Source organism: Spiroplasma endosymbiont of Ammophila pubescens (genome assembly GCF_964020965.1).
Taxonomy (GTDB): domain Bacteria; phylum Bacillota_I; class Bacilli_A; order Mycoplasmatales; family Mycoplasmataceae; genus Spiroplasma.
Genome location: NZ_OZ026611.1, coordinates 301,498 through 327,666, shown reverse-complemented (window position 1 = coordinate 327,666; position 26,169 = coordinate 301,498). Strand labels below are relative to the sequence as shown.

The 26,169-nt window shown below is 26.1% G+C and carries 24 protein-coding genes, 1 other RNA gene and 2 pseudogenes; 2 read left to right on the top strand and 25 right to left on the bottom strand.

All coding sequences use genetic code 4. The features are described 5' to 3' along the window. Nucleotides 1-6: 6 nt before the first annotated feature. From ABNT63_RS02030 to ABNT63_RS01925, 22 genes and pseudogenes are all read right to left on the bottom strand, one after another. Nucleotides 7-465: a hypothetical protein gene (locus ABNT63_RS02030; RefSeq protein ID WP_348736201.1), complete on the bottom strand. Its 459-nt coding sequence runs from the start codon at nt 463-465 to the stop codon at nt 7-9. Between the two features lie 78 nt (nt 466-543). Beyond that, nucleotides 544-876: a hypothetical protein gene (locus ABNT63_RS02025; RefSeq protein WP_348736200.1), complete on the bottom strand. Its 333-nt coding sequence runs from the start codon at nt 874-876 to the stop codon at nt 544-546. A gap of 35 nt (nt 877-911) precedes the next feature. Beyond that, nucleotides 912-1,157: a hypothetical protein gene (locus ABNT63_RS02020; protein WP_348736199.1), complete on the bottom strand. Its 246-nt coding sequence runs from the start codon at nt 1,155-1,157 to the stop codon at nt 912-914. Beyond that, complete coding sequence (locus tag ABNT63_RS02015) at nt 1,135-1,629, bottom strand: hypothetical protein (protein WP_348736198.1); 495 nt, start codon at nt 1,627-1,629, stop codon at nt 1,135-1,137. The genes ABNT63_RS02020 and ABNT63_RS02015 overlap by 23 nt, the downstream gene beginning before the upstream one ends. Continuing rightward, entirely contained in the window at nt 1,584-1,868 is a 285-nt protein-coding gene (locus ABNT63_RS02010; protein ID WP_348735927.1) for a hypothetical protein, read from the bottom strand. The genes ABNT63_RS02015 and ABNT63_RS02010 overlap by 46 nt, the downstream gene beginning before the upstream one ends. Continuing rightward, complete coding sequence (locus tag ABNT63_RS02005) at nt 1,868-1,996, bottom strand: hypothetical protein (protein WP_348736197.1); 129 nt, start codon at nt 1,994-1,996, stop codon at nt 1,868-1,870. Before ABNT63_RS02005 ends, ABNT63_RS02010 begins: the two co-directional genes overlap by 1 nt. A gap of 783 nt (nt 1,997-2,779) precedes the next feature. Then, entirely contained in the window at nt 2,780-3,007 is a 228-nt protein-coding gene (locus tag ABNT63_RS02000) for a hypothetical protein (protein ID WP_348736196.1), read from the bottom strand. Between the two features lie 1,242 nt (nt 3,008-4,249). Then, the gene (locus tag ABNT63_RS01995; RefSeq protein WP_348736195.1) at nt 4,250-5,617 is read right to left on the bottom strand and encodes a hypothetical protein; all 1,368 of its coding nucleotides are present in this window, start codon (nt 5,615-5,617) and stop codon (nt 4,250-4,252) included. A gap of 255 nt (nt 5,618-5,872) precedes the next feature. Continuing rightward, nucleotides 5,873-6,776: pseudogene (murQ, locus tag ABNT63_RS01990) on the bottom strand (N-acetylmuramic acid 6-phosphate etherase). A gap of 176 nt (nt 6,777-6,952) precedes the next feature. Continuing rightward, nucleotides 6,953-8,131: a PTS transporter subunit EIIC gene (locus ABNT63_RS01985; protein WP_348736194.1), complete on the bottom strand. Its 1,179-nt coding sequence runs from the start codon at nt 8,129-8,131 to the stop codon at nt 6,953-6,955. Between the two features lie 48 nt (nt 8,132-8,179). Then, on the bottom strand, nt 8,180-8,530 hold the full coding sequence (locus ABNT63_RS01980) for a PTS transporter subunit EIIB (protein WP_348736193.1): 351 nt from the start codon (nt 8,528-8,530) through the stop codon (nt 8,180-8,182). Between the two features lie 355 nt (nt 8,531-8,885). After that, nucleotides 8,886-9,245, bottom strand: a complete 360-nt coding sequence (locus ABNT63_RS01975) for an SIS domain-containing protein (protein WP_348736192.1) — start codon at nt 9,243-9,245, stop codon at nt 8,886-8,888. A 74-nt stretch (nt 9,246-9,319) separates the two neighbouring features. Beyond that, the gene (locus tag ABNT63_RS01970) at nt 9,320-9,502 is read right to left on the bottom strand and encodes a hypothetical protein (RefSeq protein ID WP_348736191.1); all 183 of its coding nucleotides are present in this window, start codon (nt 9,500-9,502) and stop codon (nt 9,320-9,322) included. A 14-nt stretch (nt 9,503-9,516) separates the two neighbouring features. Beyond that, nucleotides 9,517-9,663, bottom strand: coding sequence for a hypothetical protein (locus ABNT63_RS01965; RefSeq protein WP_348736190.1), 147 nt, complete (start codon nt 9,661-9,663; stop codon nt 9,517-9,519). A gap of 194 nt (nt 9,664-9,857) precedes the next feature. Then, the gene (locus ABNT63_RS01960) at nt 9,858-14,222 is read right to left on the bottom strand and encodes an ABC transporter permease (RefSeq protein ID WP_348736189.1); all 4,365 of its coding nucleotides are present in this window, start codon (nt 14,220-14,222) and stop codon (nt 9,858-9,860) included. Nucleotides 14,223-14,244: 22 nt separating this feature from the next. Further along, on the bottom strand, nt 14,245-16,437 hold the full coding sequence (locus tag ABNT63_RS01955; RefSeq protein WP_348736188.1) for a hypothetical protein: 2,193 nt from the start codon (nt 16,435-16,437) through the stop codon (nt 14,245-14,247). Nucleotides 16,438-16,512: 75 nt separating this feature from the next. Beyond that, nucleotides 16,513-17,415, bottom strand: coding sequence for a hypothetical protein (locus ABNT63_RS01950; protein ID WP_348736187.1), 903 nt, complete (start codon nt 17,413-17,415; stop codon nt 16,513-16,515). 117 nt (nt 17,416-17,532) lie between these two features. Continuing rightward, entirely contained in the window at nt 17,533-18,468 is a 936-nt protein-coding gene (locus ABNT63_RS01945; protein WP_348736186.1) for an alpha/beta fold hydrolase, read from the bottom strand. Nucleotides 18,469-18,669: 201 nt separating this feature from the next. Then, on the bottom strand, nt 18,670-20,577 hold the full coding sequence (locus tag ABNT63_RS01940; RefSeq protein WP_348736185.1) for an ABC transporter ATP-binding protein: 1,908 nt from the start codon (nt 20,575-20,577) through the stop codon (nt 18,670-18,672). Between the two features lie 101 nt (nt 20,578-20,678). After that, nucleotides 20,679-21,605, bottom strand: coding sequence for a hypothetical protein (locus tag ABNT63_RS01935; RefSeq protein ID WP_348736184.1), 927 nt, complete (start codon nt 21,603-21,605; stop codon nt 20,679-20,681). 145 nt (nt 21,606-21,750) lie between these two features. After that, nucleotides 21,751-22,119, bottom strand: an RNA gene (gene rnpB / locus ABNT63_RS01930) — RNase P RNA component class B. A 46-nt stretch (nt 22,120-22,165) separates the two neighbouring features. After that, nucleotides 22,166-22,492 carry a DivIVA domain-containing protein gene (locus ABNT63_RS01925; protein WP_348736183.1) on the bottom strand — a complete coding sequence of 109 codons (327 nt, stop codon included), beginning with the start codon at nt 22,490-22,492 and terminating at the stop codon, nt 22,166-22,168. 136 nt (nt 22,493-22,628) lie between these two features. Here ABNT63_RS01925 and ABNT63_RS01920 point away from each other — a divergent pair. After that, nucleotides 22,629-23,072, top strand: a pseudogene (locus ABNT63_RS01920) (Holliday junction resolvase RecU). Here the strand turns inward: ABNT63_RS01920 and ABNT63_RS01915 are convergent. Together ABNT63_RS01915 and ABNT63_RS01910 are read right to left on the bottom strand one after the other, a co-directional pair. Then, nucleotides 23,047-23,607, bottom strand: coding sequence for a DnaD family protein (locus ABNT63_RS01915; RefSeq protein ID WP_348736182.1), 561 nt, complete (start codon nt 23,605-23,607; stop codon nt 23,047-23,049). The pseudogene ABNT63_RS01920 and the gene ABNT63_RS01915 sit on opposite strands and share 26 nt — an antisense overlap. 23 nt (nt 23,608-23,630) lie before the next feature. Beyond that, nucleotides 23,631-23,915, bottom strand: coding sequence for an HU family DNA-binding protein (locus tag ABNT63_RS01910; protein WP_114565281.1), 285 nt, complete (start codon nt 23,913-23,915; stop codon nt 23,631-23,633). A gap of 220 nt (nt 23,916-24,135) precedes the next feature. Between ABNT63_RS01910 and ABNT63_RS01905 the strand changes: the two genes are divergently transcribed. Continuing rightward, nucleotides 24,136-24,828 carry a Pr6Pr family membrane protein gene (locus tag ABNT63_RS01905; RefSeq protein WP_348736181.1) on the top strand — a complete coding sequence of 231 codons (693 nt, stop codon included), beginning with the start codon at nt 24,136-24,138 and terminating at the stop codon, nt 24,826-24,828. Between the two features lie 559 nt (nt 24,829-25,387). Here the strand turns inward: ABNT63_RS01905 and ABNT63_RS01900 are convergent. After that, nucleotides 25,388-25,573 carry a hypothetical protein gene (locus ABNT63_RS01900; protein ID WP_348736180.1) on the bottom strand — a complete coding sequence of 62 codons (186 nt, stop codon included), beginning with the start codon at nt 25,571-25,573 and terminating at the stop codon, nt 25,388-25,390. Nucleotides 25,574-26,169: the final 596 nt, after the last annotated feature.

Sequence of the window (26,169 nt, the reverse complement as noted above, 5' to 3'; positions counted from 1 at the left end):
TTCTTTCTATTTATTAAATACATTGTCTGTATCTAAAATATTGTTTTCTTTGTTTTCTACTTTTGGTACGCCCCCATTATTAACTGTTTGTACCTTAATTAATTCATCATAAACACTTTGCAATTGTGTTTTAATGATTTCAATATCATCAGTAATATCATAAGATTTTAATAAAACATTTTTAAAATCTTCATTATCAGTTAAAGAATTAATAAAATCAATTACTTCAATTTGTTTTAGTTGAATTGTTTGTTGTTCAATTTGTGAAGTTAACTCAGTATTTTTTGCTTGTAGTTCGTTGATTTGCTGATTATTATTTTCTAAATTACTTGAATTAAATTCTTTAACTTCAGCAGTATTTTCTAAAATAATTTCAGCAGTTTTAATATCTAAACTACCATCTTCATTTTTAATAGGTTCATTATTTTCATTTATAAGAACATATTTTACATTTTTTAATGCCATTGTTTTTCCTCCTATTTTTTAATATTTGTATTTGTTCTTTTTCTAATCGCTTTTTGTATAATTTCAAAACTATCTACTCTAAAAGACAAAAAAATAGCGTTTAGTTTTTATATTTAACTGATTAAATACTGAGCCTTTAATTTTTATCTCATCATCTTTTTTTAATTTAAAAAACTCAGTTAAAACAGATGGGTTATATATTGATAATGTTGAGTAATTTAATCCTTCTCACTGACATTTAGCCGAACAAGCATCAACTTCAACACCACCAGCAACCAGTGCCTTAATTTTTGTTTTAATAGGATTTTCATGTAATCTAACAGTTAATTCTAACTTATTAACTTTTTTATTTTTTATTTTAGGTTTATTAGTTATTGATTTTTTAGGTAAATTACTTTTTGTTTGAGACATTATTTAACATCCTTATTAGATAATTTGTCATATTTTTAACTGTCAACTAATATTCAATCGATAGAACCTGTTGAATATGGATTTTTGTAAAAATCTTCTTTATATAATTGTTGTTGTTTTAATTCTTCAATTTCAGTACCTAAATTTTGATTAAAATTATGTGCCATATCTATTTGTTGTTTAAAACTATTTGTTTCTTGCTCTTTTTCAGCAAGTTCTTTTTTAAGTGTTTCATTTTCTTCTTTAAGTTTGTTAAATTTAATTGATTCTGTTATTGTCATTATTTATCACTTCCTTTTTTAAAAAATATTGTAAATGTTTTCAAGCATCTAATTTGTGCTCTGTCATTTTAATATTTCCTTTATAAATATAATTTTTATTAACAACTGGTGATTGTAAAACATAATTTAAATTAAATAGATATTTGCATAAAACTTTTAAACCACCAATGAATTTAGGAGTAGATAATGGATTTTTTATTTTTAAACCTTTGTGAAGTTGAAAATTTTCAATTATTACAATAACTTTATTTAAATAAGAACAAATTTTATTTTTAAACTCATTTAATATTAAATACATATTATTTATTGCTTCTTCTTCATTTTTGGAATTAAAAGTAATATTATTAATTATTTTATTTTGTAAAACATTATAAATAATAATACCAGTTTGACCAATTCCAGCAGGGTCAATTGCAATAATATATTTTAATTTATCTGGTTTATTTTTTTGTCAATTTGTAATATTTTTCATCCATCTGATGCTAAATCTAAAATATCGTTAATTTTGTAATGTTGCATATAAGAAGCAATAATATCTCACTTGTTTTCAAATAAAATTAAGTACATTTTTGCTCATTCTAAACATTGCAAATCATAATGCTTTTTATGATGTGAAATACGACAATTAATAGGTTGACAATTAACTCAATCAAAAGATGTTGTTATTTCATTTCAAGTTTTATTAATATACAAACTTTTATATTCTGTCATTATATATACTCCTTAATTTTTTTATTTGTTGATCAAATTTCATCATTAATATCATTTACTGTTACTGGATAAGCTAATATCATTAATTCTTGTAATTTATTTTTAATTTTTTTATTTCATTTTTTCATCAAATATTTTCCTTTCTGTAAAAAAAACATAATATTCCCTTATTAGTTAATATTTTGATATTTAGTAAATAATTTATTTTAGTATTTAATTACTTCGCCGCCCGCTTCACTTTAAAGATGAGCGGGGGCGGATAGGATATTTTGATAAAGTTTACCCCCATACGGAAATAAACAAAAAAAAATACCCAGTTATTAATTACGCTTCATCCATCCCTACACAACTTTATATAAAGAAAATAACCTTTTGGAGCTCCTCCCTCTTGTTTTTTAGTGTCCGATATTGTTTTTTTCGGTTTAACAGCACTCTTTTTATGAAAACAAGCCAAAAAACACATGCTCTGACATTTCGCAAGTGATTAATCTTGCCGAGAATTAAAAGAAATAAATAGGAGTAGTAAATCCAATCGCTTTCACATTTTCTTTAAGACTTCGTGCCATAGATGAGTTATCCATCTTTAAGCATCAAAAAATATTAAGTTTTAAAGATTGAATTTTGGATTAATCGTTAGATAGTATCTTTATTTTTTTATCTCATTATCTTTTTTAATTCTTTGTTTATTAAATATATTTTTTAGTAATTATATTTAACAATTAACTAACAACTAAATAAAACAATTATTCAAAATTTTTTAAGAAAAGAAAGGATGGATTTTTCTGAAAAAACATATTTTATTAAGTGTAAAAGATACTATCTAACGATTAATCCAATAAATATAAGTATTTTTTACAAAATAAAAAGCACTTTATTCTTTTTCAATAAAGTGCTACATTTGCATTTACAATTTACAGATTAAATGACAATTGATTTTGACTATTGTTTACCAAAATTTTATATTGGCCAAACATTCTTCTACCATAAAAACTAATCATTCCTCCCCTATCATAAGGAAGCAAATTATTGTTATCAAATAAATCCTGAAATGGAATATATTGTAATTGTTGCAAATTATAACTCACATCATAATTAAATATTATATTTTGTTCACTTCTAATAGCTTTTTTAATATTCATTGAATCCTCTAATATAAAAGAGATGCTGAAAGCGAAAAATCAGGATAATGTTTCATTAAATTAGGAATATTCTTTAATAATTGTTGAAATACTAAATAAGTAATTAATTTATTTAAAAAATTTCAAGTAGAATACATAAAAGTTTTAGTTCATGTTTCAATTTTATCCTTTGATTGCAAATAATCCGTAAGAATCTCTTCATTAATTAATATATCCTTTCATATAATTATTAATTATTTAATTGACATTATTTAACTTTAAATTTTAATACGTTGATATTACAATAAAAATATTTTTAATACAGATTGATATTTTGATATTTTATTTAAACCTAATCTTTATTTTTTTTATTTTCCATTAAAGATTATTTTTTAAAAGTATCAAATGGACCAACGCTATTATAACATAGTTTTTAAAATTGTAAAAAATATTTAAGTAATAATCAACCAAAAAATTTTAAAACTCACTTTATTTTTTCATACATTTTAAGCATACTTATAATTTCCTCATAAACAAATATAAAAACCTAGAATATTAATCTAGGTTTTTATATTTGTTAATATAACTATTTTTTCTACTATGATTACCATCAATTACCATCAAGTTTACATATTTGCATAATTAGCACATTTTGTTAACTTATGTTATGCATCACTATCTTTGATAAAAAAACATAGCATGTATTTTTGATAATCTACAATAAAATATTACACTAATGAATGATTCGCCAATATCTAGCAAGTAATTATTAGCGAAAATTTATTGTTTTCCAATTGCAAAATAACTACCAATTGTATTTGTTATGATTGTTCACCCATGACTAAAATTATCTTCAAAATAACTATTTATACTTCAAAAATTATTAAAGACAGTTTTAATTAATACATTAATATCTTCATTTGTAATTGCTCCCCTTCAACCACTATGGTCTTCTTTATGAAAATTAGCAATTTTAATTTTTACTTGTCTTTGAAATTCTTTATAGTTATTTGAATTTGCTTTATAAATTTGTTTAATTTTATTTCATTTATAATAACTAATGTCTAATTTTAATTGATCATGTGCTAAAAATTTATAGTATTTTTCAATTTCATTATATTGATTATGTGATTCATGTTTAGTTGGTACTGTGTTATTAGGACTTAATTATCAAACTAAAAATGATGTTCCAGCCATTATTAAGTCACCAATAACAATTGAAAGTCCTAATGTTTCTGGTGCTAAACTAGCACTAACTGCTGCTTATGTCCCCAGTATTATTCCCTCTCCAAGCGCAGTTGCTGCCGCTTCTGCTCCAAGCATAGTCCCTTCACCAAGCGCAGTTGCTATTCCCTCGGTTTCTATTTCTGCTGTTAAAGTTTCAACAGCTATTAATTCACCTGTTGATGATAACAATAATGATGTTAACTCCATTGAATCAGCAGTTTCAGTTATAGTACTAATTTGTCTTGAAAAAATATTACTAAAACCATTGGTAAGAAAAGATTGAATATTTTTAATAGCACTTCCCAAAGCATTCATTGGTGATACTCCAGCCATTTTTGAAATCCCTAACATTCCAGCACCAGATATTCCACTAGAAGTAAGACCTAATCCAATATTTTTTAATTTATTTTTAAAATTGGCTTTATCATTTTCACATAATGTTTGATAATAATCATTTATCTCATCTAACTTATTTTGCTTAGATTGTTTTGAAAGATTATTAAACTTGTTAATCATATCTTTAGCTTTACGATTAGCATTTGCATTGGAATCATTATCTGGTTCATTTTCATCAGTCTTATTAGAATTTTGTTTGTTTTTAGCATTTAAAGTAAATGTTACTTGTAAACTCCTAATATATCTTGAATTTTCATTAGATGTTATCATTGCTGAAGTTAACGTTATATCTCTAATAGAAATTTGATTCAAATCTAATGTTGGATTTAATTCACGTAAATGATTTGAAATTGTTGTTGGTAAATTATCCGGTAATTCTCCTAAAGCTGTCTGTACCAAAAAATTATTTAAATTTCGTGGTTTTGAAACTGGGGATAAAAGTTTATTTTGTTTTGTTCTTTCACTTTTAGGTAAAACTGTTGCATAAATTGGTTCTTTAGATTGGTTTTTACTATTTTCTTTTTCATTATTTGATCTTATTATTGGATTTGGAATCTCATTTGATGTAATTTCTCCACCATGAATTTCATTTGATGTAATTTCTGTAGTTGGAATTGGTGGAGCAGGTCGATGAGGTTCTAATCTTGTATGAGAATTATAAAAAATTGAATTACCAATTCTTCCTTCTGAAGAAATATTAAAACTTACAACAACATAATTATTATTAGTAGTATTATCGGGAACATCTGCAAAAATAATTCGAGCTCATCTATTATTATAGACTTGTGCAACTCTTAGTTCATTGACTCTTAATCCAGGATTTAAAGCAACAATTGCATACAAAATATCATCTTCATCACTACTAATAATATTACCTAAATCAATAACTTTGATTAAATCACTTAAATTTTTTGTTTTTTGTGATTGATATGGATTAACAGCAAGGACATTTGGAAAACTTATACCACTAATTGTTAATACAGTTAATAAACTAAATAATTTTTTCATATTTTTTCTCCTTTTTTATATTAAAATTTTAATCAAAATTTTTTACTTAATTAACGTAATATCTCATAATTTGAGTATAAAATATTTAAATTATTTTAAAAGCAAAAAATAAAAGAAGTGATTTTATCAAATTATTTGTAAATTACTGAAAATAGTTTACAAATAATTTGATTTGTAAATTGTAAACAAAAACAAAAAAACTTCAAATAAATATTTTATTTGACAGTTATTTTAAAAATTATTTAATAACTTTTATTATTCATTAATTATCTTATTAATTAAATTATCATATTTATTTAATAATGCTTGACTTTCAGAATAAGAAACATTTTTTAAAATCATTATAATGGCGTTTTTACAAGCATAATTTGCAGCTGTTAATGCTTGTGCAATAACCTCATCACTAGCATTTGTAACAGCTTTAACAATTTCTGCTGTTCGTACTTTTAATTTTTCATTAGTTGCAATTAAATCAACCATTAAATTTTGATATACTTTTCCTAATTTAACCACTAATGTTGTCGAAATCATATTGCACACTAATTTTGTTGCTGTTCCCGCTTTCATTCTAGTACTACCAGTAATAACTTCTGGTCCTGTTTCAATTGCAATTACTTCATCAGCAATTGCTAACATTTCCGAATTTTTTTGTCATACATAAACCAATTGCTAATGCACCAGTGGTTTTAGCATATTTTAACTCTGCTAAAACATATGGTGTTCGTCCAGAAGCACCAATCCCAATTACAGTATCTAACGATTGTAAATTTAATTTCTTTAAGTCATTTACCGCTAAATCATGGTCATCTTCTGCTCCTTCAACTGGTATGTGAATAGCACTATCGCCACCGGCAATAATCCCAATAATACGGTCATTATCAAGTCCATAAGTTGGTAACATCTCTGATACATCAAGAATTCCAATTCGCCCTGATGAACCTGCTCCCATATAAATTAATCAACCTCCTTGGTTAAAACGGGAAAAAATTAAATCAATTACTTTAGTAATAACTGGTATTTTTGCTTGCACTGCTTGGGTAATTTTTGCATCTTCATTATTAATAATTGTTAAAATACCTTTTGTATTTGTTTGATCAATATGAGTACTATTTGTATTACGTTGTTCTGTGTCTATTTTTGACAAATTAATTTTATTCATAACATCCTTCTTTCTTTTAATAATTTTATTCAACTTTAACATGATCAATTTTTTGTCGTTCTGCTTTTGGCAATTTATAATATGCAACTATTCAAAAAAAAAAAAAAAATACCAATGATTGTAATAAATGCTAATATTCATAAGATTTTTTGATATAGTTTATATTTACCGTGTTTTTAATATAACTCTTTCATATCGTTTCCACCCGCTTTAACAATTCGCGAGTATCCAAACATTGTAATAAGCCATCCTGCTAAAATTGCAATGGCACAGCCAATAAGATAAATCCCCACTGCTAATGGAACATTACCAGTATCAGTAGTCATTATAAAGGTTGCTAAAATTCCTGAAGGGCCAAACATTGCATTTAAACCAAAAGTAATATGTCCTCACATATACACTGCACCAATAAAGAAGCCACCAAAACCTGCTCCAATTGAACTTGTAACGAATGAACGAATTCGTGGTAAAGTTACTCCATAAATCATTGGTTCTCCAATTCCAAAAATTGTTGGAATCAAGGCTCCTTGAATTTGACGACGCAATAAACTCCCTTTTGCTGCCATAATTCATAGGGCAATCCCAGTACCAACTTGTGCCATTCCTGCTATTCCTAAAATTGAAAATAAAACATTAACTCCTGTTTGTTCAATTAAAATTCCGTAAATTGGAACAAATCCTTGGTGAATTCCAAAAGCAACTGCAAGTAAGAAAATTGCGACTAAAACAAAGGCACCAAAAGGATTGGTGTATAAATGTGCAAATAATCATGCTACTGCTTGGTATAAATAACCTGAAATAGGGATTAGTAAAAAGATATTTAATAATAATAGGCCAAATAATACTAATGTTGGGGTCCCAATTGTGTCTAAGACTCCTGACATAAATTTACGAACACCGAGCTCCATTCATAAAGCCGCTGTTGCTGTTAATAAGGCCCCTAAAATATTTCCTGACGGATATCCAAACACTAAATTATCATTAGCATCTATGCTTGGACGAAAGCCAACTGTTAATCAATTTGTTGGTGGATTAGTAATACTAATCCCTAAATAATTAACATGATTAGCATCACCAACGACTAGCATTGGAATTACACTACTTACAAAAACTGGCGAATAAATTGCAGCAGTCATTGCTCCTAAGACACCACTGCCTTCTCAAACTTCACAAGTTCGTCATCCAACAATAATTATAAAAGCATTTTTTCAAATGTCTAGAATTAAGTTTAATGCCTTAAATCAAGATAAGGCAGCTGCTGTGGCATGACTAGTATCCATTGTGCCACCATATGCAGATTGCATAATTCCAGCAATTCCCGATAAAATCCCTGCCCTAATAAAACCGATAATCATTGGTGAAAAGATTTTTGAAAATTTAGTAAAAAAAGTTTGTACTTTATTTTATTTTTCTTTCATTTCGCCTTTTACAGCCTTCGCTGCTTGTGCAGCACTAACAAATTCATCCGTACCATCATTTTCGTTATAAGCATTTTTATTAGCATTAACTAATTTCCCAAAAGCTTGTGTAACATTTGCAACAAAACCTGGCCCCAAGACAATCTGTAATTCTGTTGGTGATGGTTTCAAAACACCCATTACATTTGGTGTTGCTTTTAATTTATCTAGATCAATCTCTGCTGTTGGTTTCAAATTAAGACGCAGTCTCGTTAAACAATTGGTATATGAGACAACATTATCCGCTTTGACAATATCAACAATATCTTTTGCTGTCTGTTTCGGATCTTTTGCCATTTCATTTTCCTCACTTTTAATAAACATATATCTATTTTTTTGCTACCTATGTATATGATAAAAGAAAGTGTAATAATTACAAGGCGTAATTCTTAATCTGTAATTTAATCTCAAAATTTGGAAATTTTAAAATTTTGGTACTAATGTTTTTTCTAACATAACGCGATAATATTCTAAATCAGTTGCTAACAAAGAAAAAATAAATCATATCTATTGCAAATAATAATGCAAAGCGACTAGTTGTTGAAATTAAACGTTCAATTGATTCATTGCTACTAATTGTAATTTCATAATCTGCTAAATTAGATAAAGTATTATTTGATTGTCGACAAACGATTGCAATTGGAGTATGATTTTATTGACAAATTCTTGCTAATTTAATTAAATCTAATGTTTCACCTGAGTATGAAACAAAAAATGCTAAATCATTTTCATTTAATTGCTGTGCTAAAAAATATCCATTATGAAAATCATTAATTGCAATAATATTAAAACCAATCCGTAATAATTTTTTTTTTTTTTTTTGAAAATCCTTTGTAACATTGTATGTTCCGCCAATTGCAAAAACAACAATCCGACGTGCTTCTTTAAAATGTTTAATAACATTATTAATAATACCCTTTTGATTTAATGTTAATCGGAATGTATCATGTAAACTACGAATAATATTATTATACGTATTAAACATTAAACTATTATTAGTTTCACCAATCATAATGCTTTCTTCACCAGCCAGGTTATGGTTAAAATATTTAATAATATGAATTAATTCTTTATATCCATCTAAATTTAAATATTTGGTAAGCGATTAATAGTAGCAATTGATGTATAAGTATATTCAGCCATTTCCTTAATCGTAATTTCAGGAACAATCATTAAATTTTGTAAAATATATTTTGCGATAAAAGAAAACCGGTGATCAGTATCTATAATAATATCTTTAATTTTACGAATAATTTCATTTTCAGTCATATTACATCAACTCCTTACTTTTTCTTATTATGCCGTTCCATAACGAGTCACATAATCATTATCGCAAAAAAACCAAGACCAGCAATTGATAATAAAACAATCGCTGGAATTAACAATTTTAAAAAATAACATAATAACCCAATTAAATCTAATAAAGTCATTCCTAATAAACTACCATTAATTACTAACTTTTGTTTTGTTGTAAAGTTAAATATTTCAAACCCTCATTAAAAATAAATTATCTTATTTAAAATAAATCCTTAATATTAACTATACGCTATTTTTACTGTTTTTAAAACCTATTAATGAATTAAAATAAAACTATGGTTTAGAACCATAGTTTTATTAAATCCTGTTAACTTTCCATCATAACAATTTCTTGAATATTTAATTGATTAATTTTTTTCATTGAAATAAAGTACGAGATAACATATAAAATAATAATTCCTCCTAAGATAATTGGTAATGTAATTAGTCCTGTTCCAATTGGAACATAGAAATTAAAGAACATTAAAATCCGCTGGGTAATTGTCCATGCTAAACCTCAAGTGATAAAATATCCCAGTAATCAACCAACAACAGCAAAGGAAATAAAAATTCCTAATGTTAAATTATTAATTTCTCAACGACTATAACCTTGTACTTTCATTGTTGCAATAATTTTAATAAACTTTTTAATAAAGAGATCAATTGCAAAATATATTGTAATAACAGAAACTATAATGATAATGACAATAAAAATTAAAGCAACTGATAAGGCAACAATAATAACCCGACTCATAATTTTAGCTTTAATACCAACATAATCAGCTGTCAAAACAGATGAGTTATAAGAAGTCGTGAAATTATTTAATGATAAATCACCATTTGTTGATGATAACGCATAACGATTAATTTGATCAGATGGTTGTAATTCGGTTGTATATTTTCCATTGTATCATTGCATTATATTTAAATTATTATCAATTTTATTTATTGGAAATGAATTAATTTGATTAGCATCATTGATACTAATAAACAAGCGTGGTGTATCATAAGTTGCAATGCTTTTAACAATTTTAACTTTAACTGGCTTTTGTGTTAAAGATGGTGCTGCTTTAATAAAATTATTATCAACAGCAGCTTGGTATCATGTTGTTGGAATTCCATCAATAAAATCGCCACTATATGTTCCACCAAAACTAAAATTATATGGTTTAATAACTCAATACTCTTTATTATCAACTCGTTCTTTTCGAATAATTTTATTTCCGTCAACTGTTAATTCTTTTAATAAAATCCGTTGAAGATCATTACTCAATGTAATTATTTTTTTACTTCAAATTGCTTCCATAGTCGAATTCGTTGGAATTCATAATTCAACATTATTTAAATTATGATATTCACTCTTCCGATCAGCAGTAACATAATACTTCGTTTGTGAATTTGTATTATAAGTAAAATAACTTTTATCTAATGAATACAAACTTTGATAATTATTTACATTTCATCCAACAGCATTACCACTTAAATTATATTTTCAGTTTTGATATTTTAAATCTGTATTATTGTTAGTAAATTCTGTTCATTCATGGTAACCAGTATTATATTGCAATGTTGTTACTTCGGGAGTTAATTCAATTTCCTCTCCAACATTAAGATTTAAACGATGTAATGCAGTAACATTAGCAATTGCATTAATTACGGTACCATTATTATTTGCTAAAATAGCACGCTCAGTGGATGATAATTTTAACATTTTTGTATTTGGATTAATTCCATAAATAGGAAATTGTTTATCATTATATGTTCCATCAAAACTAGTAAAAACATCATCAGTTGCTGGATTATAACTCATTGTTCCAATTCCTAATGCAAAATGATTTGCTCGATCCGGATTTTTATTTCAATCTTCTTTAACTGCAGCTGGGATAATCCCATTTGTTGCTTTACTAAAACATGTTCTTCATAACACAGGATAATCTTCCTTATCAGTAAATGGTGGGTATGGAATTGCCCCAATGCCTAATGTTTTTGGTAATACGGTACATAAAATTTCTGATACTAAAGTTCGAACACTATCACCAGCTGAAGAATTTTTTACTAAGTTATTTAAATAATTAAAAATTCCTAATGATAAATTAGTTCCTGATAAAGTAACAAAATTATAAGATAACATATCTTTTAAAATCCCAGCTACAGTTGGCTCTTGTTTCACCGCTTTTAATGGTTTAATTATCGCTTCTCCATCAATACTATAGTAATTTGCTAGTGGTGTTATCCCACCAATGGGATATAAATCTTGTTCAATTAGATCAGTTGACTTAGGAACATTATCAATTCCATTTCATGCATAAGTTTTATAATAAGAAAAAGGATTATTACTTATGACATTATTGTATTTAACTTCACTACCATATTTAATGTTTTTATAATAATTTGTATTAAAATTTTTTGCATAGACTGGTGCTAATAATGAGACAGTCAAAGTAAATGTTACTAAGGCAAAAATTCCTAAATAAGTAAATGCTTGTTTTAGTGAAGTTGATAAAATAACCATCCGGAAACGACCCACAAAAGTTTTAAAATGGGAACTACGTACAGTACGAGCTAAACTATTATTAACTTTTAACTCACGCATTGGATGAATTAAACTTAAAACTTCTGTTTTATTAATTGAAAAATAACAAGTAATAAAAGTAATTAATGATAAGAAAATAACAAAGAACCCAATTAGGAAGAGCAAAATCATTCAGTTTCAAGTAAAACTTCAATTGATTATAAAAAACATATTAAATAATTTTACAACGAATAATTGGACGGTAATTCCAACTAATCAACCGGTTGGTACTGCAATTAAAATACTAACCATTAAAATGCTTCAATAGGAAAGTGCAATTTCACGTAAATAATAGCCAGCAGCTTTTAACATTCCAATTTGTGGTGACTCACGTTTAATCATTTCTTTAATAATAATATATGAAACAGCAAATAATGTTATGGCAAAAATAATAATGAAGAATAAGCCAATATAAATGTAAACATTAATTGTTTTTGCTAATAAATCATAGCGTCGTGTTAATGAACTTGTTACTTCTTTTGGTTCAAAAGCACCAATTGAAGGATCATTGCCCAGTGGTGTTGAATTTTTGGTTAGCATTTGATCATAAAAATCTAATTGATTAGAATTATTTGCATAATATTTTTTAAAAATTGCTAAATTCTCGGTTGGTCTATTTGTTAAACTTTTTAAGAATACTCGCGAATTATCCTTTAAACTAATTAAACCTTTATTATTATCTTCTGCTAATAAAGACATTCCATAAGACGATAGATAAATGACAACATCCATTTTAAAATCAGAAATAAAATCAGTTTCATAAATAGTTGGATAAATATTTAAAGTATCACCACCACTTGCCCCAATTGTAAATGTTCGTTCGCCAATTTGGATATTATCACGCAAATTTTTATGATGTACTTTTAGATAATTAGGACTAACAACAGCATAATAATTGCTAATTGTCGATTCATTTAATGATGGTCCTGACCACTCATTAACTTTATCAAAAAGCTTTAATTGTTCTTCTTTTAATAAATCATGTCAACCAATTACTTTATATTTTAAATTATTAGCAATATCCCAAGTTGTAACTTCTTGTCGAATTGCAATATCAAAATTGCTAACAATGCCCAACATTGTGTAATAAGTATGTACAAAATTAAGAAAAGAACTTCGTTCACTATAATTACCAAAAAAAGTAACTTTATTAAATAAATCACCAATAACCATTCGGGCTTCATTAATTCCTGTTTGATTTAATTTATCAATATATTGCCACGATGATTGTGCTAAATACTGAATTCGTGTTTCCTTGTTTCCACTTGTATCAATTACATTAAAACGAGTAGCAACGCCAAAACTACCACGAAGTCCTTTTTCAAATAAAGTATTTTCTGAAATATTAGTTACCACTGTTTTATTATCTTGTTTCCCTAATGTTAAAGTAATATCAGGAATATCAAATTTAGTAAAATCATTATCAACTGTTTTTAAATTATAATCTCATCGTTCAATTGCTCGCTGTTCGGAAGTTGCTTTTCCATTAATAAAATTAGCGATACTTACTTTAATTTCTTCATTCGTTGCATTACTTTGCTTTTTTAAAAAACTAGTATTAATATAGTCCGTAATAATTCCTAAAAAGTTCTTATATATTTGCGTTGTATAAAATAGTTTAAAATATTGGTCAGCTAAAACATTATAACCCATTGCTCGTAATTTTGCTATTAATGAGTTTTGATAATTTGGCGCAGTTGTTCGTAATGTTAAATTTAATGTTAAATTACTAATTTTATCATTTGTTAATTTAAAATTAATATCAGATGGTTTTAATGCAGTAAAAACATCTGTCGCTGCTGCACCAATTGTAATTTTTGGATATGTTAATTTATTATCATTGTTTTCTACTAAAACATATTCTGTATCAAAAGCAAAACTTGGAGTAATTGTTTGCATATTTGAATTTTCAAAATCCATTGCTGAATAATGAAATGAATAATTATAATCAAAACTACCATAACCCATTTGTCGATTTGCTGATTGTAAACTAGTGACCGTTGTAAATAGACAAGAAGTAATAATTGAACAAATAAAAATCAAAAGAAGCAAAGAAATGAATTGCCCTTTTGCTTTAATTATTCCTAAAATCCCTTGCTTCATTAACAATATTTTTTTCATGTTTAGCCCTTATATTCCACTTTTAATCATTTTCAATTGCATCATAATAACCTTTTCATTGCCCGCTACTATCTTTTGCAAATCATTGAATATTAGAAATTACTCAATATTGATGACTATCATCACCAGGATTAATATTCATTCAAGTTACTTTATATTTATAATGCACTTTTTGGTAATTATTTCCTAGACCATCATATTTCATAAATCAATCCAAATCATGATTACCTAATGCATTTAAATAAGCTGCATTTAAATCTTGATAAGTCTTAATGTCTGCTTTTGAAACATATCATTTTTGATGTAAATCTAAATTAGCAGCAACATCAGCATCACCTGTTCCTTGATATTCAATATCATACGATAATTTATTTTCTTCTAATTTACCATTGCTAATATTTCAATTTGCTCCTAATAATAAAGTATTTGAATAGTCATATAAAACATTATTAATTGCTAATAAATCTTTTCGTGTTTCTGAATTTGGATCAAAATATAATTTGTTTAATAATACCCTTACTGGTTGCGCACTATCATTAAACCATGTAAATGCTAAATCCATAAATGAACCCTTTGCTGGTGTCGATGGGTCATCACTGCCTGTTAATAATTGTGCAATTTTTGTTTGATTTTGTTCTTGGTCACTTGCTTCTGATCATGGCAACTTGCTAACTTCTGTTAACGCATTAGCACTTTGTAAGATTCCTTTTGATAAAGCAACAACAAAACGATTAATATCATTAACACTTAAGGTTCCTAAACCACCTTCTGATTTTGATAACATCATTTTTGACATTGACTGTAATACTACTTTAAATCCAGGAGTAACTTTATTAGCAGCAAGTGTTAAAAAACTACTAATTGAATTATTTGCTTCTTCTTGGCGTTCTAAATTTGCTTTAGTATATAAATCATCAAGATATTCTCCAAAATCAGTAAATAATTCAGCCAAAGATTTTGTTGAATCATCTTTTTTAAACAATAAATCAGCTAATTTTAAGTTTGGTGTTTTACCATTTCACATTGCATAACGATTTTTATATTGATCTTCTGGATTAGTTAAGTTTAGTTCCGGTTTCATTGGTTTTACTGCTAATAAATCACTAAAAACTTGTGATTGTTTAGTGAAAAAATCATCAATTTTTTGTTGAATTGCTTGTCTTTCAGTATTATCTTTACCTAAAAGTTGCAACGCTTTTGTTACCCCAAATTTTGCAAAAATATAATTTGCATTTTCTTTTGTTGGGTCATTAGGTAATTTAGGAGAAGCAAAAATCTGATAATAAATAGCTCCTAAAATACTTCCCATAAATGTTCCATCACTATCTTTTGATAAAGCTAAAAATTTGTTCAATTGATTAATATATGCTTTTGATTGTGAACGGTCTGTAAACATATCCGTCATTGAAATTAACTGTAAAATTATTGCTAATTTATCTTGTTCTTCTGATTTTTGGGCTGTTTTAAATGGGCCTCCTGTCGCAAATTTTTGATTATTAATAAGGAAGTTCTGATTTGTACTCGTATCAAATTTAATATCTTTTATTGCCACTGGATTATAATCCATATTTAAATTATAAAAATAAGTTGCGCGTGGCATCTCAAACATTGCTTTATTACATGCATCAATAATGTTTTGATTAATTCTGTTATTATCACATTTAGTTGGTAAAATTTCCTTTGAAGTTGAATAACTTGACATTGGTCCGCCATCAAATCAATAATTTAACATATTACTATTTTCTGCTAAATTAGGAATTGTTGGTAACGGGTCTTTATCAGAATAATCAGGAATTTTTTTCTTAGTTTGTTTTTCTGTATTATATAATTCATTATCTAATAAATTCATATAATCATAATTTGATGATAAAGTTGTTAACGGCATCCCATCATTTTTATTTAAATATTTACCTCGATAGTAATCAATATCAACAATATTACCATCCTTATCTTTATATGAATCAGGTAATCGCATTAACATTTGTAACATTGAAGGTGTATATGTATTTAAATTTTCATGTCGATTCGCAATTGTTAGTTTTGTAAATAATGTTGTTTGTAAAATTTTTGATTTTAATGGTCCATTAGGTAAATTTTCAACTGATGAATCTTTATATTTGTCTTCTACTGCTTTTGTCTTAGTTTTACAACTAGCAGTAAGAGCTGACGTTATTACTAACGTTGCTGCTGCTAAAATATTAAGTAACTTTCGCATTATTATTCCCTCTTTTCTTTTTATAATTAATAAATAACTAAATCATTGAATTAGTAAAATAAATTAATTCTTATTTTATTCTTGAAGGATCCTTCTTCAACCATTAATTTCATTTTTTAAGAATTTATTTGGTAAATTTTCTAAACCATTTTTTTCACTAATATTAAAAAAACGAATATTATTTAACAATAATAAAAGTGCAACAAGTTGAATTGAATTATCATCATTAATTTGTCATAAATTTTTCATTGTTTTCTTGGTAGTTTTTATTAAGAAAAATAAATCTAATAAACATAAAACTTTAATTATTTTTAAAATAATTTTAAAAAACAATGAACGATCTAAAATTTTTAAGTCTGCTGAGCCATTTTCAAAATTACTAATTAAAATTAAGAAAGTTAAAATTCGGAAAGCAAAATCATGTAAAAATGTTGTTTTTAAATCAAATAAATAAAAAAATGTAATAATAAAAACAATTGAAATATTTTTTATTAATCATAATGCTAAAATATGATTACTATTAATATGATAAAAACAATTTCACAATTGCTTTGTTATTAAAAATGAAAACAACAATGAGAACAAAACAAACATAACTAATTTTAAAGTATAGTTTAAAAATTGTTTATTTATTAAGATAATAATTGCAATAAAAAATTGTATAACTAAAATAGTGCTAAGATAAATATTAGTATCTGTTTTACTTGCATAAATTTGTAAAAGAATGATTTGTAAAATTAAAAGCACAATAAATTCACTAATAGCAAAAGTTGCATTAAAGAAATATTTTGCTACTAAAGATTTTGCTTCATTTTTTCTAGCGCGAATAGTAAAAAAATATTTTACAATCTTTAAAACAAGATAGAATAAAAGAAAATTAGTAAGAAAAACTATTGCAATACGTTCCAATAACGGATTAAAGAAAAATGAAATTGAATTTAGGATATTAAAACTTGATCATTCATGTAATAAATTCATTTTTCTCTCCTCACAAATTTCAATATAATCCGATATTGCTTACTAACCATATTAAAGCAAAAAAATAGAAAAAACAAGATACTAACTCTTGTTTTTAAAAAAATAAGGTGCTTTTATTTAAACAAAAAGACTCTTATTATAAAAATTTAAAATATCTTGATAAATCTCCTTTTTAATTGGCTCATTCAAAATCTCATGACGAGCATTTGGATATAATTTAACTTTAACTTTTTTTCCTGCCTTTTTATATAAATCAACAGTCTTCATAACCATCTTTCCATATTTTCCAACTGGATCATCAGCACCTGCAATAAATAGTAATGGCAAGTTATCTGGTGTATTTTTAATATTTTTCTTATTTGTAATAAACAACAATCCTGTAAACATATCTTTAAAAGCACTTGTTGAAAAAACTTGTCCTGTTAATGGGTCGTTTGCAAAAGCTTCTTGAACTGTTTTATCTGTTGATAATCATTCAGTTCCTAAATTGCCTTCTTTTTTATAACGAGCATTTAATGGCGCATAAGAAAATTTATAAATAAAATTATCCTTTGATTTTGGTCCTTTCATTTTTTGCCCAATTTTAGCCATTTTAACTGAAAATTTTAACAATCGTTTTGAGTAATGTGCTGTCCCACAAATAACTAATGCCGCAATATTTGTGCCATATTTTATTACATAATGACGTAACATAAAAGAACCCATTGAATGACCAAACATTACAATTGGTTGGTTTGGATAACTTTTTTTAATATAAGTTGTTACTTCATATAAGTCATCAATAATTTTTTCTCACCCTTCTTCTTCGGCAAAGAAACCAAGATCTTCGGAAGACTGAGCTGTTTTTCCATGCCCACGATGATCTTCAGCAATGACAACATAATCATTTGCTACTAAAAATTTAGCAAAATCATCATAACGAAAAGCATGCTCTGCACTACCATGAACTAGTTGAACAATCCCCTTAATGTTTTTATCATTATCAGGTTTCCATTCATACATATGTAATTCAACACCATCCCGTAAGGTATGTTTCCATTCTCTAAATTTCATTTTCATCATCCTTTCAATTTAACATAAAAATAGTTTTTTACTCTTACAATATTATCCTTCCTAATTAATGTATAAGTAAATTATACAATAAATTTCTATAAACATTTGAATAACTCAATCCTCACTCTAAAAATATTAGCTAATCTATTATAAATAAATTTATGATTTGCAAATAAAAAAGTGTTTATTTTAAACACTTTTTTATTTGCCTTGATTACCAGCACGATGAAGGTCACGGAATGGACCATCAACTGCAATTAACTCATCATACTTACCATTTTGAATAATTCCTTGCCCTTTTCCTAAGACAAAAATTTGATCAACATTTTTAATTGTACTTAATCGGTGCGCAATTGAAATTGTTGTTTTACCAACCATAATTTTTTCTAATTCAGCTTGAATTTCTTTTTCCACAATATTATCTAAAGCACTTGTTGCTTCATCTAAGATTAAAATTTGTGGGTTCTTTAAAATCATTCGGGCAATAACTAGGCGTTGCTTTTGTCCACCTGATAACATAAACCCTCGTTCTCCTAAAATAGTATTATAACCGTCTTTTCAACTCATTACTAAATCATGCAAGTTGGCTTTTTTACAAGCTTCAACTACTTTTTCATCTGTTGCATTAAACATTCCGTATTTAACATTATAAATTACATCTCCAAATAAAATTTTTGGTTCTTGTTCAACATAACCAACATGTGTTAAATAACTTTCTAAATTTAATTTTTTTAGATTAGTGTTATTAACAATAACTTCTCCACTTGTTGGATCATAGAAACGTAATAATAATTTTGAAATTGTTGATTTACCACTTCCAGTTTCTCCAACAAAAGCATAACTTTTTCCTTTTTCAAATGTAACTGTTGTTTTAGGTAAAATAATAACACCTGGTTTTTCAGGGTATTCAAAAACAATATCTTTTAAAATAATATCACCTTTAACTTCTTGTATCTCAGGCGCATTACGGTTTGGATCAATGGTTGTATCAACACGAATTAATTGAATAATTCGTTTTGTTGAAGCTGTTGCACGTGCTAATCCTGGAACTAATCCAGTTAAAGTTCAAATTGGAAATGCCAAAGTATTAACCCCTGTAATAAAGGCTGGCAAAATTTTCATAATACGATTAGTATGTTCTGCTCCTTTATTACCATATAAAATAATACTTGCTAAAACAACAATCACTGTTAAACTTAATGCACATAAAATAATAATTGTTGTCATTCGTGCTTGAATACGATTTAAACGACGATTAACACGGTAATATTCTTTATGAATTTGTTCAAAACGAACACGTTCATATTCTTCTGTCCCTGTTGCTTTAATTAGCGCAATTGATGCAATTCGATCGGTCACATCTCCATTAACATCTGTAATTTTAGCACGAACATTTTCTGTTTCTGATGCTTGTGAACGGAAAGTTACTGCGACAGCAACCATAAATAATGCTGTTGATCCTAAACAAATCAATGCTAATTTTCAATCAATATTTAATAATGAAATTGCACTACCAATAAATATAATTGGAATACTAATTAAGTTAGCTGGGGTTAATTGTGATTCATCCCCAATAACTTGTGTATCATTAATTAATTTAGTCATTGTTTCTCCAATTTTTTTATCAGAATAATAACCAATGTTTAAATTAACTAAATTATTTAATACCGCATTACGAACATCAATTTCAATATTCCGCCCTAGCATTCCACCTACTCGTTCACGAATATTTGTTGTAATTACGGCAATTAATAAATCAACACCGATGATAATTAATCATATATATCATCGTAAGCCTGTTGTGAGTGAACTTGGATCATCTCCAAATTCAAATAAAATTTCACTCATTAATTGATTAATTAAAAAAGTCATTATAACAATTGAAGTTGAACTTAGTACTAATGCAAATAAAATTGTAAATGAACGTAATAAATAACGACGGTAATAAATTGCAACTAACTTAAAAAAACCAATTCGAGGTGCCTTGATTTGTTTCATCATTTCTAATGGCGTTTCTTGTTTACGAGCTTGATTTTTTTCATGTAATTCATTGTAATCTAAATTCTTTTCAATTTTATTAATATCAATTAATTCTTTAATTTTCCCCATAACCTCACCTCATTTCTTAAAAAATGCGAGCTTAATATTTGCTCTCTTATCAATGTATTATATCAAAAAAATAAAACTTTTTTAAAATTTTAAAAAAGTTTTTATACATATATTCCATATCGATCAACTAATTGTCTTGTTCGTTGTTCTAATAATAAAAATAAAGTATCGTTTATAATATATTTAGCGGTAAAAATTCCAAAGAAAATTCCGATAAAAATTAAAGTATTTTGTCATGACTCAAAAATAGATGCCATCCCAGTATTATCGTGATAATGATCATGACCAGCATGCGCAACAGTAACTTGATTAAACCAATCAATCGGATTACTTATTATATTCCCTGTCGGATCTAATATCTTCAAGCTATCGTATAGAACATGAGCATTGTCAGCATCTGGATGCGTATGACCCATATTTACTAAAATCTTTGCAACAATTAAAAATGAAATTGCTTCAATTAAAGCACATATTGGCACTATAATAGTAAATGAAAAGATTTTTTTCCCTCATTTAATATTAACAATTTTATGATGATGGTCATGCACTTTTTTAACATGATGATATTCATGAATAGTATGATCATCAACATTTTCTGGAACAGTAATTTTATGACAAGCATTAAATAAAATATAGTAAACAAATCAAGTTACGAACACAACTAAGATATTAGAAATCATAGAGAATGCCATTTCAAGTCAAGTATGATACCCATCAATTAAATTATGAATTCAAGGTAATGCAATTCCTTCTAATAAAGCAAATCCTAATCCAACAATTGCAATTGAATAAATAATTACTAAAGTATCAAAAAATCGTAAACCAAGCGTTGCCCCCCAAGGAGTTGGAACACTAAAAACCTCTAGTAAACTTAATCCAACGGCCATCGCTAAAAAAATCGCAGAAGAAGCAATTTTAAACGTAATTGACCTCTGATTATATAATTCCTTATGAAAAACTGACTTTTTAATCCGCGTTCAAATCTTATCATTTTGCACTGTTAAAACATCGTTAGTATTTTTTTTCATTTCTTTTTTCCTTTATTATTTATAAAAATTATAATTTATTTTTATAAAAAGTCAAGTTAAATTATTAGTTTTATAAAAATAAATTATAACTACCTAAACAAAAATAAAAATAGATATTAATCTATTTTTATTAGTAAAGTTACAACATCATAACCCACGTTCTGTTTTTTATTTTCTGAAATAAAATACTAGTTATTTATCTATCAATTATTAAATTGATCCCCTTGTTTTTTCTGCTTTAAAACAAGAAGTTCCCTTACCAAAATTTAGGTTTCTCGCTTGTGGGGTTTACCCGTTCCATTTTTTAAATTTCTTTAAAAACTCGTTTCTGTGGCACTTTTATAGAAAAAACTCCATATTATTTAATAATAACGTAGGATTTTTTTCAGCCGTCATAAGTAACCTTATGCCTAATTTTATGAATTAAATTAGCACAAACACTACAATCATCACAGATTGTGCGAGCGTGGAGTTTCCTCTATTAACAGGATGTTAATAGCAACTAGTTCTGTTATAACTCATGTATATTATACTATATCTTAGAAATTAATTAAATAAATCTAATCGTTATTTATTTTTCCTTCTAAGTTATGAATACGTTTTATTAAATCAGCTTTTGAAAAACCTTCTTCTTCTAAGCGGGCTTTTTGAGCTTTTGTTTCATCAAGCTGAGCTTTTAAAACATCATTTTTATCTTGCAAATCATTTAATTGTTGACGCAAGTACTTGATTTCCTTATTAAAATCATTTGTAATTCCTTCAAAAACTCGATAATCTGTCGCAACCATATCTAAGAATGTATCAACTTCATTTGGATCATAGCCTTGATAATCAACTTGAAATTCCTTATTAATAATATCCGTTGCTCGTAATTTAATTGTTTTCATTTTTTACACCTCATTTGCAAGGAACAAACTTCCTTTTTTGATAATTAATTATTGAAGGAGGAAACAAAAATGTATCTGCCCAATAATCGTGGCATGTTTTTAGAATCTTTACTTAATTATACTATTCAAAAATATTTTGATAATAATACTGGTCTTTTTTTTAAAACGACCAGTAAATATTACCCCGCTTGAAAAACAACAGCATTTAATCACAAAAAGTTATTTTAAAACAAAAACTGGATGTGATTATTATGGACTTTATCAAGGTTATTATATTGAATTTGAAGCAAAAGAAAGTACTCAACAAAAATTTAATTTAAACAATCTTAAGACCCATTAATTACAACAATTAGCATCAGTTCATAATCATCATGGCATTAGTTTTATTATTATTTACTTTCATTATTATGATCGTTATTTTATTTTATCATATCAAAAATTAATAGAGTGAATAAAATTAATGCCAACAAAACAAATACCACTTTCATATTTTATTGAAAATGGCCATGAACTTTTTTTAGTTTTTCCTAATTTTCTTGATTTCGAACCAATTCTTAATCAATTAATCAATTATATTTAGTTAATGATTTTGGTTTATTTTTAAGATAATTATCAATAAACTTCAGTAATTCTTTAAAAGTTAGTTTTGCATTTTGATGATTATTAATAATTATGGTTAATTGAAAATCAGAAATTTTATTTTCTAAATAAGTATTTAAAGTTGCTTTTTCGTGTTCATTTAAAGGATGCTGTAAAATTTGATTTACTTGTTCAAATAAAATCTTTTTTTCAACATTTAATTCTAGGTTTTCAATTGCAATAATGATCTTATTAAAAATTAGGGATAAATCCATTTCTAAAACACCTTTTTTCATTTTAATATCAATAAAACCAGCTTGTTTCAAATGATCTAACATCTTTTTTGCTTGAGCTTCACTAAAATTAGAATGATTTGCAATTTCTAATGGCGTAATAAACCTTTTATTAGAAGAAGAACAGTTCATAATCAACATGATTAATACTAACTGTTCTTCTGACAAATTTATTAATTTATAATGACTTAACAAAAAACGTCACTTATTAATACTTCCTTTGTTAAATAAACTATTTAACATAACAATTAAATCTTTCCTAATTGTTAATTATTGTTTAAATCAGTTTTTAATTGTTTACCTGCTTTAAATTTAGCTGATTTAGAAGCTGGGATTTTAATTGTTTCTCCTGTTGATGGATTTCTTCCATCTCTCGCTGCTCTTTCAGTTACAGCAAATTTCCCAAATCCTGCAATTGAAACTTCTTTTCCAGCAACTAAAGCATTTTTAATATGATCAAAAACAAAATTTGTAATTTCTTCTGCGTGTGTTTTTGATAACACATCAGTAAATTTTTCGGCAATTTGCGCTGCTAGTTCTTTTTTTGACATAATTACACCTCTTCTAATAAACCTTGTATAAATTTAGGTTTATATTATCTTACCCAATTTTTATAAAAATGTATACCTTTTTAAATAAAAACATTATTTTAATAAAGTTTTCTGATTTGATAAAGCATTTTTTAAAATAATCAATGCTACAATATTATAGTAGTAATGCAGGATATTAAATTACTACAAAAAACTAAAAAACAAGGAGAAATAGTTATCAATGATTTTAAAAATAAAATTAGCTTGAAAGCAAATTTATAAACTATTTTTTGCAATAGTTGGCCTTGCTATTTTAGGATGAGCGTTCATTAATGGAATTTTAAATCAAAATGATATTACGAACCATTATAATGGCGATTACACCGTATATACATTAGATTTTTTTACAACTTTTACATGCTTATCAAACCTAAGAATCTTATTCTGATTCTTAATTATTGGAATTCGCCATCATCAAGAAAATAAAAATAAAATTCAATCATACCCAGTTGCACTAGCAGCAGCTTGTTATATTACAATTATTTTTATTATTTACAATTGTTTATTACTGCCAACACAACCTTTACCAGGCAGCGCGATAGGGTGAATTACAACAGTTATTGACCATATGATAAATCCAATTGCATTTGTTATTTACATCTTATTTTTTATTGAAAATAAACAAGAAATTAACTTAAAACAATTTTTTAGAAAAAACTTTTGAAAATATTTACTTTTCCTATTAGCATATTGCTCTTATGTAATGATTAGAGGAGAATTACGTCGTTTGTCTGGTAACTATTTTACTTGACCAGGCAATGAACCAGGGGTTATTGAAAACCGATGATACCCCTACTTCTTTTTAAATATCCATACTCCTTTTTTAGGAATTCCAGGATATGTATGATTTTTCATTGCTTTTTTGCTATTTTAGGAATCCTAATTGGTAGTATGTATTTATATAATTATTGTAATAATAAAATTATTAAAACAAAATTTTACCAAACATTGCAAGAAATAAGTATTAACAAAAACCATCATAATAGAAATTATTATGATGATAAACTATAAACATTGTTTATAGTTTTTTCTTTGCCCTTCATATTACAGTTTACATATTGATTATATTTTTCTTTTAATAAAAAATCTTTAGAAAAGTATTTAATAATTATAAGCATTTTAGTATTGATGAACGTGTTATATTAAGTCAGTTATTAATATCAAAACTATTTTACATAAAATTAATCGTTTTTATAGTGCAAAGTATGTTTGTCTGTAAGTATTATGCAAAATTATATATAAAAAATTTATATATTATATAATTTAATTCCTTTTCCAATTCCTTGTCATGCTCCGCAATAAATATAAGAACCTGTAACACTTATTCAATGATATGATAAAATTTGAATATAAAAATTATTATTTTCATAATATCAAGTTAAAGCAAATTCTTGGAATGCTTTTAAATATGGAAAACCTGGTGATTGGAAGCTTTACACTATAAAACGATTTTCATTATTAATATAATGAGGAACATCATAATTTGGATCAATAATTTTTGCATTAATTATTTTTTTACTTACTTCACTGTCATTGAAGTAAGATAGTTTTGTTCCATAATATGCTTCTTCCCCTCAGCTAATTTTTGAAAAAAAATCACTTTTTTCACCTAAAAACATAATTTTTTTATAATTAATCGAATTATTTGTTCCAAGATTAAATGTATGAGATAGGTGTCAACCATCGCTTTCTATATATCAATCATTAAAAATAATTTTATTTTTTTTATTATCTTCATTATAGTAAAGTTTTATTTCTGTTTTGAATGTTGTTCCTTTTTTTGTTCAGATGATGAACTAAAAGCTGTTACTTTTGGTATACTTACTCCACTAATTGCTAATACAGCTAATAAATTTAAAATTTTTTTCATTTTAAATTCACCCATCTTTCTGTCTTATTTTAAACTAAGACAACATTATTTTATATTGGAAAATTAAAAAATTATTTTTTTCATATAAAATATGTTATTATGTAATTAATAGATTTATTGCACTTGTATTTACAATTTACATATTCAAAATATTTTTTATTAGATTCATTATAAATTACATTTTTTCATAATAATTTTATTAATAAAAGATTCCGTATAACTAGTAGCATTTTTATTAAAATCCTTCTTTATTATTCAATCATTGTCAACATAAATAAATCCTTTTTCAAATAAAGCATCACAGCTAAATAAACACTTAGGTACTACAATATTTTTATCCCTTTT